The sequence below is a fragment of the Agromyces sp. NPDC058104 genome (assembly GCF_042884835.1).
In the GTDB taxonomy this organism is placed as follows: Bacteria; Actinomycetota; Actinomycetes; order Actinomycetales; family Microbacteriaceae; genus Agromyces.
In genome coordinates this window covers 647,930-663,298 of sequence record NZ_JBHVTD010000001.1, presented here as the reverse complement: position 1 = coordinate 663,298, position 15,369 = coordinate 647,930, and the positions used below count along the sequence as shown (strand labels likewise).

General features: G+C 74.4%; 14 protein-coding genes. 8 read left to right on the top strand and 6 right to left on the bottom strand.

Annotated features, from left to right (window positions below; translation table 11 throughout):
* Nucleotides 1-4 precede the first annotated feature (4 nt).
* The 3 genes from ACFVTH_RS03120 to ACFVTH_RS03110 all read right to left on the bottom strand — a co-directional run bounded on the left by ACFVTH_RS03120 (nucleotide 5) and on the right by ACFVTH_RS03110 (nucleotide 2,561).
* Nucleotides 5-751 carry a CGNR zinc finger domain-containing protein gene (locus tag ACFVTH_RS03120; protein WP_387086648.1) on the bottom strand — a complete coding sequence of 249 codons (747 nt, stop codon included), beginning with the start codon at nucleotides 749-751 and terminating at the stop codon, nucleotides 5-7.
* Nucleotides 752-777: 26 nt separating this feature from the next.
* On the bottom strand, nucleotides 778-1,275 hold the full coding sequence (locus tag ACFVTH_RS03115; RefSeq protein ID WP_376944239.1) for a SprT-like domain-containing protein: 498 nt from the start codon (nucleotides 1,273-1,275) through the stop codon (nucleotides 778-780).
* A 62-nt stretch (nucleotides 1,276-1,337) separates the two neighbouring features.
* Nucleotides 1,338-2,561, bottom strand: coding sequence for a PQQ-dependent sugar dehydrogenase (locus tag ACFVTH_RS03110; protein ID WP_387086646.1), 1,224 nt, complete (start codon nucleotides 2,559-2,561; stop codon nucleotides 1,338-1,340).
* Between the two features lie 47 nt (nucleotides 2,562-2,608).
* Between ACFVTH_RS03110 and ACFVTH_RS03105 the strand changes: the two genes are divergently transcribed.
* From ACFVTH_RS03105 to ACFVTH_RS03090, 4 genes are all read left to right on the top strand, one after another.
* Nucleotides 2,609-3,370 carry a LamB/YcsF family protein gene (locus tag ACFVTH_RS03105; protein ID WP_387086644.1) on the top strand — a complete coding sequence of 254 codons (762 nt, stop codon included), beginning with the start codon at nucleotides 2,609-2,611 and terminating at the stop codon, nucleotides 3,368-3,370.
* Nucleotides 3,367-3,996, top strand: coding sequence for an allophanate hydrolase subunit 1 (locus tag ACFVTH_RS03100; protein ID WP_387086642.1), 630 nt, complete (start codon nucleotides 3,367-3,369; stop codon nucleotides 3,994-3,996). The genes ACFVTH_RS03105 and ACFVTH_RS03100 overlap by 4 nt, the downstream gene beginning before the upstream one ends.
* Complete coding sequence (locus ACFVTH_RS03095) at nucleotides 3,993-4,859, top strand: biotin-dependent carboxyltransferase family protein (RefSeq protein WP_387086640.1); 867 nt, start codon at nucleotides 3,993-3,995, stop codon at nucleotides 4,857-4,859. Before ACFVTH_RS03100 ends, ACFVTH_RS03095 begins: the two co-directional genes overlap by 4 nt.
* A 78-nt stretch (nucleotides 4,860-4,937) precedes the next feature.
* On the top strand, nucleotides 4,938-6,608 hold the full coding sequence (locus ACFVTH_RS03090) for a glycoside hydrolase family 10 protein (protein WP_387086638.1): 1,671 nt from the start codon (nucleotides 4,938-4,940) through the stop codon (nucleotides 6,606-6,608).
* Nucleotides 6,609-6,657: 49 nt separating this feature from the next.
* Here ACFVTH_RS03090 and ACFVTH_RS03085 read toward each other — a convergent pair whose 3' ends face one another.
* A complete protein-coding gene (locus ACFVTH_RS03085) occupies nucleotides 6,658-7,530 on the bottom strand; it encodes a spermidine synthase (RefSeq protein WP_387086636.1) in 873 nt (290 codons plus the stop codon).
* An 83-nt stretch (nucleotides 7,531-7,613) separates the two neighbouring features.
* Complete coding sequence (locus ACFVTH_RS03080; RefSeq protein ID WP_387086634.1) at nucleotides 7,614-8,381, bottom strand: spermidine synthase; 768 nt, start codon at nucleotides 8,379-8,381, stop codon at nucleotides 7,614-7,616.
* Between the two features lie 119 nt (nucleotides 8,382-8,500).
* Here ACFVTH_RS03080 and ACFVTH_RS03075 point away from each other — a divergent pair, with 119 nt between their 5' ends.
* Nucleotides 8,501-8,857: a group 1 truncated hemoglobin gene (locus ACFVTH_RS03075; RefSeq protein WP_387086632.1), complete on the top strand. Its 357-nt coding sequence runs from the start codon at nucleotides 8,501-8,503 to the stop codon at nucleotides 8,855-8,857.
* 14 nt (nucleotides 8,858-8,871) lie between these two features.
* On the opposite strand, the gene ACFVTH_RS03070 is transcribed toward ACFVTH_RS03075, so the two are convergent.
* Nucleotides 8,872-11,544, bottom strand: a complete 2,673-nt coding sequence (locus ACFVTH_RS03070) for a LuxR C-terminal-related transcriptional regulator (protein WP_387086630.1) — start codon at nucleotides 11,542-11,544, stop codon at nucleotides 8,872-8,874.
* Between the two features lie 258 nt (nucleotides 11,545-11,802).
* Here ACFVTH_RS03070 and ACFVTH_RS03065 point away from each other — a divergent pair, with 258 nt between their 5' ends.
* The 3 genes from ACFVTH_RS03065 to ACFVTH_RS03055 are packed head-to-tail and all read left to right on the top strand — an operon-like array spanning nucleotide 11,803 to nucleotide 15,198.
* On the top strand, nucleotides 11,803-12,180 hold the full coding sequence (locus ACFVTH_RS03065; protein ID WP_387086628.1) for a hypothetical protein: 378 nt from the start codon (nucleotides 11,803-11,805) through the stop codon (nucleotides 12,178-12,180).
* 1 nt (nucleotide 12,181) lies between these two features.
* Complete coding sequence (locus ACFVTH_RS03060) at nucleotides 12,182-12,583, top strand: hypothetical protein (RefSeq protein WP_387086626.1); 402 nt, start codon at nucleotides 12,182-12,184, stop codon at nucleotides 12,581-12,583.
* 53 nt (nucleotides 12,584-12,636) lie between these two features.
* Nucleotides 12,637-15,198, top strand: coding sequence for an Ig-like domain-containing protein (locus ACFVTH_RS03055; protein ID WP_387086624.1), 2,562 nt, complete (start codon nucleotides 12,637-12,639; stop codon nucleotides 15,196-15,198).
* Nucleotides 15,199-15,369: the final 171 nt, after the last annotated feature.

The window sequence follows — 15,369 nt, the reverse complement described above, 5'->3', positions numbered from 1 at the left end:
GCGGTCAGGCGGCGCGGTCGGGCTCGATCGGCGAAGGGGCGGTCGGGCGCACCGCGGTCGCGGTCCCTGTCGCGGTCGTGGTCGCCGGTTCGAGTTCGAGTTCCGTGAGGGGCAGCGTCGGAGCCGAGCCGGCGTTCGACGAGCGACCGCTCTTGCGAGCCCGGTGGGCGCGCACCTTCGCACGGTTGCCGCAGCGCTGCATCGAGCACCAGCGCCGGGTCGCGGCGCGCGAGGTGTCGAGGTAGACGATGTCGCAGTCGTCGCCGGAGCACTCGCGGATGCGCTCGAGGTTCGCCGGGCCGAACAGGTCGACGGCGTCGCGCGCGATCGTCGACAGCGCCTGCGGAACGGTGTGCACCGAGCGGCCCGCCTGGCGCGAGCCGCCGCCGAGCGACGGGGGCACGTCGGGCGTGGCCGCGTAGAGGTTCACGAGGTCGACGTCGCCCGAGCGCGGCGCCTCGCGGCGGCTGGCGGCGAGCGCCATGCGCGCGATCGCGTCGCGGAGGGCCACGGCGTCGAACAGGTCGCGGGACCGTGCGACGCCGACGGGCACGGGGAAGCGCTCGCGCAGCCAGGCGGTGAGGTCGTCGGGGGAGTGGAGGCGTTCGACGCCGGCTCCGGCCGCGGTGCCCCCGATCGCCCCGGTCGTCGCGAAGTCGAGCGCGAACGAGCCTGAGTCGAACCACCAGCGGACGCCCTCGGCGGGAATGAGCCACTGCCCGATGGGGATCGAGACGGTGGAGACGGGCATCCGTCCAGCGTAGTGGTACTCGGCGGTCAGCCGACGGCCGCGCTCGCCGCCCGGCGGCGCACCGCGGGGGTGATCTCGCGGTGGTGCCACACGATGAGATTGGCCCGGTCGAAGCCCCTGCGGCAGAGTCCGCAGCTCAGCGGCCTCGTCGGCTGCCGGTACCGGAAGTGCTCGTGCCCCGCCGGGCAGCGGCCCACCCACGGCGCGAGCTCGTGGGCGACCTCGCCGTCGTGCGTGCGGCGCCCGACGTAGCCGAGCTCGGCCCCGACGGCCGCCCACTTCGGACCGTGCGCCGCGCGCGGGCCCGCGATCGCATGGGCGACCTCGTGCAGCAGGATCTGGTGGATCTCGTCGTCGTCGTAGCGCGCCGCGAGGTAGCGGGACACCGAGATGCGCTTGGCCGTGTAGTTGCAGAGGCCGGCGCGCTTCTTGGCGTTGTCGAACTCGAAGCTCCACACGGCCGGATCGAGGTGCAGCACGATCAGCGCCTCAGCCCAGCGCCGCACTCGATCGAGATCCGCCATGGGATGAGAATAGCCCCGGCCGCCCGCGCCGGGGAGGGGCGCGACACCCCCGAACGGGGCAATCAGCCCGCGGGGGCCAGCTGCACCGCGAACAGCCGGTCGTCGCCGTCGCGCGGCGAGCCCCGCCCGTCGGTGTTGTTGCCGATGAACCACAGCCCGCCGTCGGGTGCCGCGGCGACGTCGCGGATCCTCCCGAAATCGCCGGTGAACCACGGGGTCGAGCCGAGCGCCCCGGCGGTGGTCGCCGGCGCGATCGCCCAGACCCGCTCGCCCCGCAGCGCCGCGAGGAAGAGCGTGTCGCCGATCACGGCGAGCCCGCTGGGACTCGCGTCGCCGGTCGCCCACTGCTGGACCGGGTCGGTGAAGCGCGGGTCGCCCGCGGCGCCCTCGACCACCGGCCAGCCGTAGTTCGCCCCGCGGTCGATGCGGTTGAGCTCGTCCCACGTGTCCTGGCCGAACTCGGCGGCCCACATGCCGCCCGAGGCATCCCATGCGAGGCCCTGCGGATTGCGGTGCCCGAGCGACCAGGTGTAGTTGCCGAAGGGGTTGCCCGGCGCGGGCCCGCCGTCGGGCGTCATCCGCAGGATCTTGCCCGAGAGGGAGGCCGGATCCTGCGCGGCCTCCCGGACGCCCGCATCGCCGGCGGTGGCGTAGAGCAGGCCGTCGGGTCCGAAGGCGAGGCGCCCGCCGTTGTGGTTGCCGGCCTTGGGGATGCCGGTGAGGATCTCCTCGGGGGCGCCCAGCGAGAGCGTGCCCCGGGCGCCGCCGAGCGGCATCCTCACGATGCGGTTGTCGGCGGCCGCGGTGAAGTAGGCGTACACGTACGGAGGGCGGTCGGCGTCGCCGGGCAGCAGTGCGAGCCCGAGGAGGCCGCCCTCGCCTCCGGCCGCGACCCCGGGCACCGCGGCGACCACGCGGATGGCGCCGCCCGGCAGCACCTCGACGATGTCGCCCCGGTCGCGCTGCGACACGAGCGTGCCGCCGCCTGCCAGCACGAGGATCGACCAGGGCGCGTCGAGCCCTTCGGCGACGACCGAGACCTCGCCGGACGGCTGGAGCACCTCGGGTGGCGGCGCCGGCGTCGGGCTCGGCGTCGGCGTGACGGACGGCTCGGGCGCAGGGGTGATGGAGGGCGTCGGCACGGGCGGGGCCGAGGTGCAGCCGACGAGGACGGCGACGGCGAGTGCGGCGCATGCGGCGCCGAGCACGCGGAGCGCGGTCGGGCGCCCGGTTCGACCGCGGGGCCGGCCCGCGGCATCCACCGTCCCGTCTCCCGCTCGTCCCATGCCGCCTCCCACCCCCAGTCTGCGCGCCGCAGCGGCAGAATGGGAGGATGCGGCCCGCGATCGACCTCAACAGCGACCTCGGCGAGTCGTTCGGCGCGTGGCGCGTCGGCGACGACGAGGCGATGTTCGGCCTGGTGTCGAGTGCCAACGTCGCCTGCGGCTTCCACGCCGGCGACCCGGTCACGATGCTCGAGAGCGCGCGACGCGCGGCCCGTCACGGCGTGGCGCTCGGCGCGCACCCCGGCTACCGCGACCTCGTGGGCTTCGGCCGCAGGGCGCTCGACGTCGCCCCGGGCGAGATCGCCGCCGAACTCGTGGCGCAGCTCGGAGCGCTCGACGCGCTCGCCCGGCTCGCGGGCACGCGGGTGCGCTACGTGAAGGCGCACGGCGCGCTGTACCACCGCCTCGTCGCCGATCGCGCCGCCGCGCACGCCGCCGTCGAGGCGATCGCCGCGTACGACCCGACCCTCGCGGTGCTCGGCCCCCGCGCGAGCGAGATCGAGGCGGCCGCCGCGGCGACGGGCCTCGCCTTCGCCCGTGAGGCGTTCGTCGACCGCGGGTACGCCGCCGACGGCTCGCTGAGCCCGCGCGGCGAGCCGGGCGCGATCGTCGACGATCCCGCCGCGGCCGCCGACCGGGCGCTCGAGCTCGTCGAGACGGGCGGCATCACCGCCGACGACGGCAGCCGGCTCGAGCTCGCCCCCGACTCGCTCTGCCTGCACGGCGACACCCCGGGTGCGGTGGCGATCGCCCGCGCCGTGCGCGGCGCGCTCGAGGGCGCCGGCCTGCGCATCGAGGCGTTCGCGTGACGCGGCGACTCCTCCCGAGCGGCGAGGCCGCCCTGCTCGTCGAGTGCGACGACCTCGACGAGGTGCTCGCGCTGCACGACGCGCTCGCCGCCGAGCGGCGGCCCGGCGTCGTCGAGCTCGTTCCCGCGGCCCGGACCGTGCTCGTCGCGGTCGATCCGGCGGTGCTCCCGCTCGAGTCGCTCGAGACCTGGCTGCGGCGCGTCCGGGTCGAGGGCGTCGGGCCGGCCGACGCGGTCGCGCCCGGCGAAGCCGTGGTCCCCGTCGTGTACGACGGCGACGACCTCGACGAGACCGCCGAGCTGCTCGGCGTCTCGCCCGAGTCGCTCGTCGCCCGCCACCTCGCCGCGTCGTGGCGGGTCGCGTTCGGCGGCTTCGCGCCGGGATTCGGGTACCTCGTGAGCGACGACTGGCCCTTCGACGTGCCGCGGCTCGGCGCCCCCAGGGCGCGGGTGCCCGCAGGGGCCGTCGCGCTCGCCGGGGGATTCGCCGGGGTCTACCCGCGTCAGAGCCCCGGCGGATGGCGCCTGATCGGCCGTACCGACGCCGTGCTCTGGGACGCGGCACGGGCCGAGCCCGCCATGCTCGCACCCGGTCGCCTGGTGCCTTTCGAGCGGGTGACCGGATGACCCGCGCCCTCGTCATCGAGTCTCCCGGCCCGCTCGCGCTCGTCGAGGACCTCGGCCGGCCGGGGTTCGCCCATCTCGGCGTGACGGGCTCGGGCGCCCTCGACCGCGGCGCCGCCCGGCTCGCGAACCGGCTCGTGGGCAACCCCGACGGCGCCGCGATCGCCGAGGTGCTGGTCGGCGGGTTCCGGGCGCGGTTCACGGGCGGCCCCTGCTGGTTCGCGGTCACCGGGGCGTGGGGCCCGGTCGCCCTCGACGGGCGGCCGGTGGCGCCGTACACGGCCGCGCGCGCCCCCGACGGCGCGGTGCTCGAGCTCGGGCCCGCCGTGCGCGGGCTCCGCTACTCGCTGGCGGTGCGCGGCGGAATCGACGAGGCGCCGGTGCTCGGCTCGCGTTCGCGCGACACGCTCGCCGCACTCGGGCCCGAGCCGCTCGCCGCCGGCAGGGTGCTCGCGATCGGCGGCGAGCCCGAGGCATCCGTGCCGCTCATCGACCAGGAGGCCGCGTTCGCGCCGCCCGACGGCGCGGTGACCGTGGCGTTGCTCCCGGGCCCCCGGGCCGACCGGTTCACGGACGCGGCGCGGGCGGCGCTGTTCGACGCGAGCTGGCGACTCTCGGAGCAGGCCGACCGCATCGGCGCGCGGCTCCTGGGCCCAGTGCTCGAGCGGCGGGTGCAGGGCGAGCTCGCGAGCGAGGCGACGGTGCCGGGCTCGATCCAGGTCGCGGGCGACGGGCGTCCGACCATCCTGCTCGCCGATCGGCCGGTGACCGGCGGCTATCCCGTGATCGCGATCGTCGCGAGCGCGTCGCTCGATGCGATCGCCCAGCTGCGGCCGGGGCAGGAGCTGCGGTTCCGGCACGCCTGACTGCGTGGAAATTACTCTTCACAACTTCGAGCGGGTATGGAAGTATCTTCCAAAACCCTACGACTCGGAGGATCGAAGATGCCCCTCGACGACACGCACGACCACCATGCGACGCCCGACGGAGGCGCGCCCCTCGCTCCCGCAGCCGGGAGCCTCCACCGACGCGGCTTCCTCACCCTCGCCGTGGCGGGCGTCGCGGCCTCGGCGTTCACCGTGACCGTGGGGGCGCTCGCCCCGACGCCGGCCTTCGCCGCTGGCCCTGCCGCCGCCGTGGCGTCGGCCGCCGCGACGGGTCCCCGCAAGCGTGAGCTGCGGGCCATGTGGATCTCCTCCGTCGTCAACATCGACTGGCCGAGCCGCACCGGGCTCACCGCCGACGAGCAGCGCGCCGAGTTCCTGCACTGGCTCGACGTCGCCGAGCAGTTCAACCTCAACGCCGTGTTCGTGCAGGTGCGGCCCACCGCCGACGCCTTCTGGCCGAGCCCGCTCGAACCGTGGTCGCAGTACCTGACGGGCGTGCAGGGGCAGGACCCGGGCTACGACCCGCTCGCCTTCATCGTCGAGGAGGCGCACGCCCGCAACCTCGAGCTGCATGCCTGGTACAACCCGTACCGCGTCTCGATGCAGGCCGACCCGTCGAAGCTCGTGCCCGAGCACCCGGCCCGCGTGCACCCCGAGTGGATCTGGGCGTACGGCGGCAAGCTCTACTTCGACCCCGGGCTGCCCGAGGTGCAGGAGCACATCCAGCGGGCCATCCTGCACTCGGTCGAGCACTACGACCTCGACGGCGTGCACTTCGACGACTACTTCTACCCGTACCCGGTCGCCGGGCAGACGATCCCCGACGCCGAGACGTTCGCCGCGCACGGCACCGGGTTCGACGACGTCGCCGACTGGCGGCGCCACAACGTCGATGCCTTCGTCAGCTCGATCTCCGAGCGCATCAAGGCGCTGAAGCCGTGGGTGAAGTTCGGCATCAGCCCGTTCGGCATCTGGCGGAACCGCTCGACCGATCCGCTCGGCTCGGAGACCGGCGGGTCGCAGTCGTACGACCTCCAGTTCGCCGACACCCGCAAGTGGGTGCTCGAGGGCTGGCTCGACTACATCAACCCGCAGATCTACTGGCAGATCGGCCTCGCCGTCGCCGACTACGCGAAGCTCACCCCCTGGTGGGCCGAGGTCGCCGCGACCTCGGGCACGCACCTCTACATCGGCGAGGCGCTCTACAAGGTCACCTCCGGCGTGTTCACCGACCCCGCAGAGCTCTCGAACCACCTCACGATGGACCGGGCGATCGATGCATCGGGGACGCCCGTGCACGGCAACGTGTACTTCTCGGCGAAGCACGTGCCGGCCGACCCGCAGGGGTCGATGTCGCGGGTGCTCGCCGATCATTACGCCCACCCCGCGATCGTGCCAGCCATGGAGTGGCTGCCCGCGACGGCGGTGCGCGCCCCCGTGCTCACGCCGCCGGTGCGCGGCGATGCGGGCGTCGTGCTGCAGTGGCAGGATGCGGCGCCGCCCTCGCGGCGAGCCACCTCCTTCGCCGTCTACCGCGTCGAGGGCGACGGCGAGATCGACGTCGAGGATGCCACGGCCCTCATCGCGACCGTCCGCGCGGGCGCCGGCGTGGTGCAGCGGTTCGTCGACGACTCGGCGGAGGCGGGCCGCTCGTACTCGTACGCGGTGACGGCCCTCGACCGCGTGTGGAACGAGAGCGCGCCGAGCCGGACTCGCTCGATCGGCTGAGGCGGGACGCGGGGGCGGGCCGAGTCGCGCGTGCGAGCCCGCCCTCGCGTCAGCGCCCGGGCTTCGCGAGGAAGATCGACCGTGCCGGCGGCGGCGACGGCACCGCGGTCGCGTCGGTGACGATCGGCGCCCCGGCGATGAAGCGGCGGAGTTCCTCGCCCTCGACGAGCTTCGCCGGAGCGGGATCGCTCGCGAGCCGGCGCGGCATCTCGTCGAACGGCAGCGGCGCGTTCGACGCATACATGACGACGTTGCCGAAGCGGCGGCCCTTCAGCATGCTCGGGTCGGCGGCGATCGCGACGTGCGCGAAGACGTGCGCCAGGGTGGCCGCCTGCGAGCGCGCGAAGGCGAGCCCTGCGCCGTCGGCGACGTTCACGGCGACGATGCCGCCGGGGGCGAGCCGCGGTGCGATGAGTTGGTAGAACTCGACGCTCGTGACGTGCGCCGGCGTGCGGGCCCCCGAGAAGATGTCGACCACGGCGAGGTCGACCGCGCCGTCGAGCCCGCCCGGGAGCTTCGCGAGGACCTCGCGGGCATCGCCGTGGCGGATACGGAGTTGTGCGCCCCGCGGCAGGGGCAGATGCTCGCGCACGAGGTCCACGAGCTCCGACTCGAGTTCGACGACCTGCTGGCGCGAGCCCGGCCGGGTCGCGATGACGTAGCGGGGGAGCGTGAGGGCTCCGCCGCCGAGGTGGACGGCGGTGATCGCCTCGCCCTCGGGACGCACGAGGTCGGCCGCGTGCCCGATGCGGCGCACGTACTCGAAGCCGAGCCACTCGGGCCGCTCGAGCTCGACGTGCGACTGCGGGGTGCCGTCGACGTACAGGGTCCACGAGCCCGGCGTCTGCCGCGACTCCTCGAGGTGGGCGAGGTGCCCGCTCACGGCGAGGCGGCGTTCGAGCGAGCGGTCGGAGGAGGGCACGTGCCCACGCTACCCGCTCCCCGCGCGGCGGCGGCCGGCAGCGCGGATCACCCCGACGGCCCGCGCCCCTCCGGCGCGGACGCTCAGCAGGCGCCCCACAGCACGAAGTCGAGTCGTTCCGCCGTCAGCACCTCCGCCGGGTGCGGTCCGTGTGCGGCGAGACGCCCGGCGAGGCCGTCGGGCAGGCCCGAGGGCGCGGCGACGAGCACGGTGTTGCCCTCCTCGGCGCCCGCCAGCACGGCGGCGTCGCCCGTGACGAGCAGCTCGGCCGACGGGGAGGCTCGAGCGACCGCCCTCGCCTGCGCGCGCAGCCGGCCCAGGCCCGCGGCGTCGGCCACGTTCACGACGAGGAGCCCGCGATCCGAGAGGAGTGCGAGGCATCCGGCCATGAACTCGCGCGTCTCGACGAAGCCGGGCGCCTGCAGGCGCTGGTAGAGGTCGACGATGACGAGGTCGAAGGGCGTCGCGTCGCCGAGCTCGCCGATCACGGATGCCGCGTCGCCGATCTGCACGACGACGTCGACGCCGGCCGGCAGCGGCAGGCGCTCGAGCACCCGGTCGACGAGCTCGCCGTCGATGTCGACGACGTGCTGCGCCGAGTCCGGCCGGGTCGCGGCGAGGTAGCGCGGCAGGGTGAGGGCGCCGCCGCCGAGGTGCAGCGCCCGCAGCGGCTCGCCCGGCAGGCCCATCGCGTCGATCACGTGCCCGATGCGGCGCACGTACTCGAAGAAGAGGTGCGTCGGGTCGGCTGCGTCGACGTGCGACTGCGCCGTGCCGTCGACGAGCAGGGTGAGACCCGTCGACGAGAAGATGTCGGTCTCGAACTCGATGCGCGGGGGAGTCGGCGCCACGGAAGCATCGTCCCACGCGCGGCGCCGGCGCCGCGCGGTCGGGTGGAATGAGCAACGATTGCTCAGGCGCGAGCGGCACCCGGCGGGCCAGACTGGGTCCGACAGCCGAAGGAGGCCGGATGCACGCGATCTACGACGATCTCGGGGGCAGCGACGGGGTGCGCACCGCGGTGACGGTCATGTACCACCGGGTCGTCGCCGACCCCGAGCTGGCGCCCTGGTTCGAGGGCGTCGACACCGACCGGCTGAAGGCGCACCAGCGCGCGTTCCTCGCCGCCGCGTTCGGCGGGCCCCAGGTCTTCACCGGGCGCTCCATTCCCGAGGCGCACGGCGGCATGGCGATCACCGACGACGCCTTCGACCGAGTGGTCTCCGCGCTGATGACCGCGCTCGCCGACCTCGGCGTCGCGAAGGAGGCCGTGCACACGGTCGGCGAGCGGCTCGAGGGCATGCGCGGCGACATCGTCGGCGCGTAGCGCACGCGTCGCGGTCAGAGCTGGAGCTCGTGCCGGCCGCGGATGCCGAGCTTCGTGTACGTCGACTGCAGGTGGTTGTTCACCGTGCGCGGCGACAGGAACAGCCGCTGCGCGATCTCGTTCGAGCTGAGCCCCTGGGCGGCGAGCGAGGCGATCTCGCGTTCGCGCGGCGTGAGCGGCTCGGTGCCGTCCGTGAAGGTGAGCAGCGGCGTGCGCGCGCCCTCGCACGCGGCGCCGAGCGCGCCGGCGCGCTGCAGGTCGGCGGATGCCTCGCGCCCGCGCCCGTCGGCGCGGGCCGCCTGCCCCGCCGAGGCGAACGCCTCCGCGGCGAACAGCAGGCCGCCGAGGCGCTCCCACTCCTCGCCGACGCTGCGCAGCCCGGCGGCATCGGCGGCGGCCTCGGCCCGGGCGTGCCGGGCGCGGAGCCCGATCTCGGGGGCGCCGGTGCGTCGCTCGAGCTCGGCCAGCCGCTCGGCCGCGTCGGCGACCCGAGGCCGCGGGCCGATGCGGGCGAGGGTGTGCAGGAACGACGCGGCGACGTTGAACGCGCCGCGCGGCAGCACCTCCTCGACCCGCGTGAGCAGGATCGTGGCCGCGGTCTCCGCATCGCCCTCTGTGCGGGCGAGCCAGGCGTCGGAGAGCGCGGTCAGGGTGTCCTCGCGGTCGTAGCCGGCGTCGAAGCGGCCGCGCAGCTCGCGGGCGCGGGCGAGGTCGCCCTGCATGCAGGCGATCACGGTGAGGAACCCGAGCGAGGGGCCGCGGAGCGACGCCGGACCGCGCAGCTCGGCGCCGCTCAGGCTGTCGCGGAACCAGCGTGCGGCCGTGTCGAGCCGGCCCACCGCCCAGAACTGCCGGCCCATCAGGAACTCGGCGTGCCGGGCGGTGAGCTCGTCGTCGTTGCGGATCGCGTCGTGCAGCATCTCGATCGTCGTGCGGCGGGCGTCGTCGTAGTGGTCGCTCTCGATGAGCGCGTACGCGTAGGGCACCTGTGCGCGACGCTTCGGGATGTGCGCGCCCTCGGTGCCGGCGTAGGCGACGGCCGTCTCGGCCTCGGCGAGCGCCTCGGCCGAGCGCTGCATCTGCGAGAGCGGCATCGCCCGGGCGAGCGAGACGATGGCGCGCTCGACCGGACTGTCGCCGAGGCCGGCGTCGGCCTCGTCGACGAGGGCGAGCGCCTCCTCGGCGCGCAGCAGGTGCAGCACGAGCGTCGCCTTGCTGATGAGCAGCATGGGCGCCTGCTCGGTCAGCGCCCGCCCGATCTCCTCGAGCAGGCGGATGCCGCGCTCGCTGCCGAGCGGGTCGCCGCCGTAGATCTCGGCCCGCTTCGCCGCGATCGCGGCCAGGGCCGCACCGGGGTGCTGGGTGGCGCGAGCCGCGGCCTCGGCGTTCGCGAGCGCGGCGAGCGCCTCCTCGCCGCGGCCGAGCGACCAGAGCAGGTCGCCGTGCATGAGGTGTGCGGAGGCGTCCGTCGCGCCTGCGCCGATCGCGGCGGAGGCGAGCCGCTCCGCGGTGCGATGGTCGTGAGCGCGTCGCGCGAGGTCGGCCGAGCGGATCAGCAGTTCGGGGTCGGAGGGCCGGCCGGCGTCGAGGCGCCACATCGCGATGCGGAGCTCGTCGACGACCGTCATCGGGCCGTTCGCGACGACGTCGGCCTGCTCGGCCAGCAGTGAGATCGCCCGGATGCGGGGGAGCGACTCGCGCACCGCGCCGGCGTACTGCGGATGCGCGAGGGTGATCGCGATGCCGTGGCCCGACTCGTCGACGCGCACCATGCCGCGGAGTTCGAGCTCGGCGAGCGCCTCGGGGGCGCCCGGCCGCACGAACTCGTCGATGCCGAGCGGCTCGCAGAGCGCGAGTCGCTCGACTGCGTCGCGTTCCTCGACGTCGAGGTTGCGGAGTCGCGCGCGGATTAGGTCGCGGAGCGCCGGGGTGCCGACCGGGTCGCCGTGGAGCTGCCACTGGCCGCCCACGTGGGCGAGGGTGCCCGCCTCGACCGCGCCGATGGCGAGCTCGCGGAGGAAGAGCGGGTTGCCGTGCGAGGCGCGGTGCAGCTCGATGGCGTCGCGGTGCGCGACGGGCCCGTCGAGCACGAGCGCGAGGAGCTCGCTCACCTCCTCGAGGTCGAGGGCCGCGACGTCGATGCGCAGCGAGTCGGCGGCGGCCGCGACGGGCAGTGCGCCTTCCGGCACGGGCTCGCCCTCGGGGAGGGTGGCGATGAGCGCGATCGAACCGGCCGCGACGAGCTGGGCGATGAGTGCCACCGACACGGTGTCCGCCGTGGAGAGGTCGTCGACGGCCATGATCACCGGCCGTCCGGCGGCGAGCTCGGAGATGGTCGCATTCGTCGCGCTGAACAGCGCCAGCGGGTCGGTCGTGGCGGGAAGCGTCGGGTTCTCGACCCCGCGCGCGAGCGCCGGTGCGACCGTCGCGAACGGCACCGACGACAGGGCCGGGTTGCCGCTCGCGGTGAGCACGAGCCATCCGGCCTCGGCCAGGCGGTCGCCGACCGCCGACTGGATGCGGCTCTTGCCGATGCCCGACGGGCCGTAGAGGAAGACCGAGCGCGCCTGTCCGGAGATGAGCGCTCCTGCTGCGCGGGCGAGTTGGGGCTCGCGGCCGACGAGGGGCCAGGGCCGGTCGAGCGTCGGCTCGGCTTCGGGCGCTGAGGCGGGGTCGGTCGGGGCCATCGCCGCCTCTCGCGTCATCGGTGGGTGGGTCGATTCACTGTACGGCTCGCACGCGTACCCGCGCAGTACCCCGCATCGGGGGGTGTCGCTGAGCAATCCGGAGACGCTGCTGAGCAATCCGGGCGGGTCGTGAGTAATGCCGGGAGGCCGGTTGAGCAGGCGCTGCCCATCCGGCGCAGTCCCCTGCCGCGGGAACCTCTGGTCATCGGGGCCGCACGGCCCTCGGACACCGAGCAACACCACGACAAGGACATCATCATGAACCTCTTCAAGCAGTTCGGCGACATGGCGAAGATGGTCGAGGCGGCCCCCGGCCTCATCGACCAGGCGAACACGCTGCAGGCGCAGTCCGCGCAGTACCAGCAGCAGATGAACGCGCAGGCGGCGTACGCGCTGACCGTCGAGGCGGCGCCCGGCGCCCTCGAGCCGATCGCCGGCGTCGACCTCGAGCGCTACGCCCGCATCTCCAAGGGCATCGCCGCCTACGGCTACGACGCCGCCATGCTGCCGACGGTCGCGGCCATGTTCGGCGTCGACGGTCCCTCGTGGGAGGCCGCCGCCGCCGGCTGGGGCGCCCGCATCCAGGCCGACCGCGGGGTCGGGCGTCGATTCAACGAGATCTACTCGGCGGTGTGACGTGGGATTCCTGAAGAACCTCGCGACGCTGACCCGCCAGGGATACGAGGCGCAGCAACGCATGGACGTCGGTGCGACGATGGCGCAGGCGCAGGCCTCGATGGAGCAGGCGAGCCGCATCATGGCCGCCACGACGCCCTCGGCGACCGACCCCCGACTCGAGTCGCAGCGGTTCCACACGACCGCGACGGTGCTCGGCGCCCGGCAGTTGCCGGTGATGTTCGGCATGAACGCGGCAGTGGAGCTCGAGCTGCACGTGCTGATGCCGGGCGGCGTGCCGATGCCCGTCGTCCGGACCGAGCAGCTCGCGCCGTTGCACCTGGCGCGTGCCGTGCCCGGCGCGACCCTCGACGTCAGCCTCGTCCAGGGGCGTGCCGACACCCTGCGGATCGAGTGGGCCTGAACCGCCTCCGCCGAACCGACTCCGGACCGACCCAGCAGAGAAGCGAGAACACCGTGCACCCCACTGAAACCGAAGAACCGCAGTTCCGCCGCAGACCGGCCGCGCGTCTCGCGGGCCTCGCGCTCGCCGCCGTCATCGGCGGTGCCGCGATCGCCGCACCGCTCGGCGCGGCGGCCGAGGAACTGCCCACCGTGCCCGCTGCCGCCGAATCGCCGGAGCCCGCCGTGGAGGCGCGCGAGGCACCGGTCGAGGCCGAGGCGCCGACGCCCGGCGCCGAGGCCGACGGGAGTGCCGAAGACCCCGCCGAGCAGCCCGGCGTCCCGGTCGAGGACGCCGACGAGGCATCCGCGCCCACGCCCTCCGACGAGGCGTCCACCGCCGAGACCGTCGACGCGCAGCCGGCGCCCGAGGCGACGACGGGCCTGCCCGAGGCGAAGTCGGGTGTCGCCGGGCCGGCCCAGTTCGGGCCCGTGAACACCGCGCCGGCGCCGGTCGACGACCACTGGCAGATGCTCGAGGGCACGACCCTCCGCATCGCCGACCCGGCGATGCTCATCAACGACGTCGATCCCGACGGCGACTGGTTCACGCTCAACGACTCGACCGAACCATCGGTCGGAACGCGATCGGGCTGGGGCAGCTACCCCGGATTCGCCTACACCCCGCCCGCGGGCTTCACCGGCACGGTCACCTGGGAGTACAAGATCCGCGACGACCACGACGCCGACGACCTCACGAGCGACTGGGCGACGATCACGGTCGACGTGCTGCCCGCCGGCAGCGACGTCGACGCCCCGCCCGTCGCCGCCGACGACACCTACCTCTACACCCCCGGCGCCTCCCTCTACATCGGCGACATCCAGGGGCTCCTGCAGAACGACGCGCTCGACGGGCAGCCGGTGACCTCGCTCGTGTTCCCCTACGGCAAGCAGGTCGGCAACGGCGACGCACGGATGCTCGGCACGGGCGGCGCCTTCTTCGCCGAGCTCGCCGACTCGCCTGCCACGCCCTACACGCTGACGTACCGCGTCTGCACCGCGGTCGCCTGCAGCGAGGCGTTCCTCTGGCTCTCCCCCGCGCCCGACGGCGTCGAGCCCTCGGGCCCCGACGTCATCCCCGAGGCCCCCGTCGCCGCGCCCGACGTGTACGGCGTCGTGCAGGACACCCCGATCGCCGTCGGCGCCGCGCAGGGGCTGCTCGCGAACGACACCGACGCGGAACTCGGGGAACCCGGCGAACTGCTCGAGGCGATCGTCGACGACGGCGCACTGCAGGGTGCGCTCACCTGGTCCACCGACGGCAGCTTCACCTACACGCCGCCGGCCGGGTTCACCGGAACCGACACCTTCGAGTACTACGTCAACGACCAGCACGCCTACACGAGCAAGCCGGTGCAGGTCGAGCTGCAGGTCGGCGACGGCTCGGTCAACCACGCCCCCGTCGCATCAGACGACCACTTCGTCGTGAAGGCGGGACAGACGAACCTGCTGCCTGCGCCGCTCGGGCTCGCCAACGACACCGACCCGGACGGCGACGCGATCTCGGTCGGCTCGTTCGGGTCGAGCGGCGACGGCCAGCTCAACTGGTACTCGGGCGACTGGGGGCGCTACACGCCGCCGGTCGGGTTCGTCGGCATCGACGAGTTCACCTACACGGTGAAGGACGAGCACGGCAAGCACGGCAACGAGGCGAAGCTCGTGTTCGAGGTCGTCGCCGACGACGGGACGAACACTCCGCCCGACCCGCACGAGGACCAGGCGGTCGCGAGCGCGGGGGAGACCCTCGTCGTCGCGGCGCCCGGCGTGCTCGCGAACGACTTCGACGCCGACGGCGACGTGCTCGCCGTGCTCCAGCAGCCCGGCGCGCAGCACGGAACCTTCGAGATCGACGCCGACGGCGGCTACCGCTACACGCCGGTACCGGGCTTCGTCGGCACCGACAACGTCGACGTCACGATCACCGACGGGCTCGAGCACCGCACCGCCCGGCTCTGGATCGAGGTCGTCGAGCCCGGGCAGGAGCCCGTGATCGGTGCCGAGGACTTCTACGTCGCGGTCGCGGGGCAGACCCTCGAGGTCGACGCCCCCGGCGTGCTCGCCAACGACCTCGCGCCGGCCTCCGCGGTGAAGGAGCTCGCCGGCATCGGCGTCGCGCCGCAGCACGGCACCGTGACCTGGAAGGCCGACGGCTCCTTCGCCTACACCCCCGACGAGGGATACCTCGGCCCCGACGAGTTCAGCTACACCCTCCACGCCGACGACGAATGGCAGTACCCGGTCGTCCGGCTGCAGGTCGTCGCCGAAACCGCGACGCCCGGCGAGGGCACGCCGACCGAGCCGGGCTCGCCGACCGAGCCGGGCACCCCTGCGGAGCCGGGCACTCCCGCGGAGCCGGGCGACCCCACCGGGCCGGGCGACCCGGAGCCGGAGCCGGCGAGGCCCGAGGATGCGGCCCCGGCCCGGGCGGCGTCCGGTGCCGAGGAGGCCGCCGGCACGGGCCTCGCCGAGACCGGCGCCGACGCGCGGGGCGCGGTGGAGGCATCGGCCCTCGCCCTGCTGCTGGGGTTCGCGGCGCTCGCCGCCGCCCGGGTCCGCCGGCGCGGCAGCACCCGCTGAACCACGTCACGAGGGGCCGATCTCTGCCGAGTTCGGCCCCTCGTGGCATCCTGGAAACGGGCTGGACGCGTGGTTATACCGGACATCCGCGAACAAATCAAGAATCAGGCTGGACTTGGCGCGTCGGATCGCATATAGTTGACGTTTGCGCTCCCAGACCCTGCATGCCTT